Annotated in this window: 1 protein-coding gene; it reads left to right on the forward strand. The window is 78.8% G+C overall.

Annotated elements, in window-relative coordinates; genetic code table 11:
- Positions 1 to 1,280: FtsK/SpoIIIE domain-containing protein (locus tag AE652_RS41585; protein ID WP_049661205.1), on the forward strand; the 1,280-nt coding region annotated here is incomplete at both ends.

Genomic DNA, 1,280 nt, shown 5'->3' on the forward strand with positions numbered 1-1,280 from the left:
CCGCCGGCAGCCTCGGCCTCAGCGGCCCGCGCGAGCGCCTGGACGCGCTCACCCGCGCCGTCGTCGCCCAGCTCGCCGCGCTGCACCCGCCGACCGGGCTGAGCCTGGTCGTGGTCGACGCCGACCCGGCCCGCGCCGCCGAGGACCGCGTCGACACCTGGGCCTGGGCCCTGTGGCTGCCCCACCTGCGCCCGGTCGACGGCCAGGACTGCCGGCTGCTGATCGGCCTCGACGACGAACAGGCCACCGCCCGGCTGACCGAGCTCACCGCCCGGCTCAGCGGCCCCAGCGGCCTCGGCGGCCACCCCGCCACCGTGGTCGTGGTCGACGGCCGCCCGGCCACCGAGGCCGCCCGGCAGGCACTCGACCTGCTGCTGCGCCAGGGCCCGGCGGTCGGCATCTTCCCGATCTGCCTCGCCGAGCAGCCCGAACTGCTCCCCCGGGGCCTCGGCGCCACCGCCCTGATCACCGGCGAGGTCGGCACCCAGCTGTCGCTGTCCCGGCCGGTCGCCCGCGGCCGGGAGACCCTCCACGAGGTCTCGCTGGACGCCGTCTCGGACGCCTGGGCCGAACGGCTCGCCCGGGTCCTCGCCCCGCTGCGCGAGGCCACCCCGGCCGCCCGCGGCCCGCTGCCCGACGTGCTGCGGCTGCTCGACCTGCTGCAGCTCGACACCGTCACCCCGGCCAAGCTGTCCGCCCGCTGGGACGCCCACGCCGGCGGCATCGGCGCCGCCACCGCCCTGCTCGGCACCACCCGGGACGAGCTCTGCACCCTCGACCTCGCCGACCCCGAACTCACCGTCCCCTCCCCCGACCCGGGCGGCCCGCACCTGCTGATCGGCGGCGCCCGCGGCTCCGGCAAGACCGAGCTGCTGCGCACCCTGGTCGCCTCGCTCGCCGTCTCCGAGCGGCCCGGGCGGCTCGCCGTCACGATCGTCGAGGGCCGGGCCACCGCGGACGGCCAGGACGGACTGGACGGCTGCACCGAGCTGCCGCACGTCAGCGGCCGGGTGAACGCCGCCGCCGACCCGCGCGCCGCGCTGCTCGCGGCCGAGGCGCTGGAGGACGAACTCACCCTGCGGGAACGGCTGTTCGACGGGCTGGACTTCGCCTCCTGGCATGCCGCCCGCATCCTGGACGCGCAGAGCCTGGACGGGCCGGAGGCGGACGCCGAGCACCCCAAGGTCCCGGTGCCCGCCGCCGTCGGCGGCGGAGCGGCCACCACGCCCCGGATCATCCCGCCGCGCAGCGCGGAGGGCCCCCGCCCGACCGGCCCCGCC

Source organism: Kitasatospora sp. MY 5-36 (genome assembly GCF_001182915.1).
Classification (GTDB): Bacteria; Actinomycetota; Actinomycetes; order Streptomycetales; family Streptomycetaceae; genus Kitasatospora.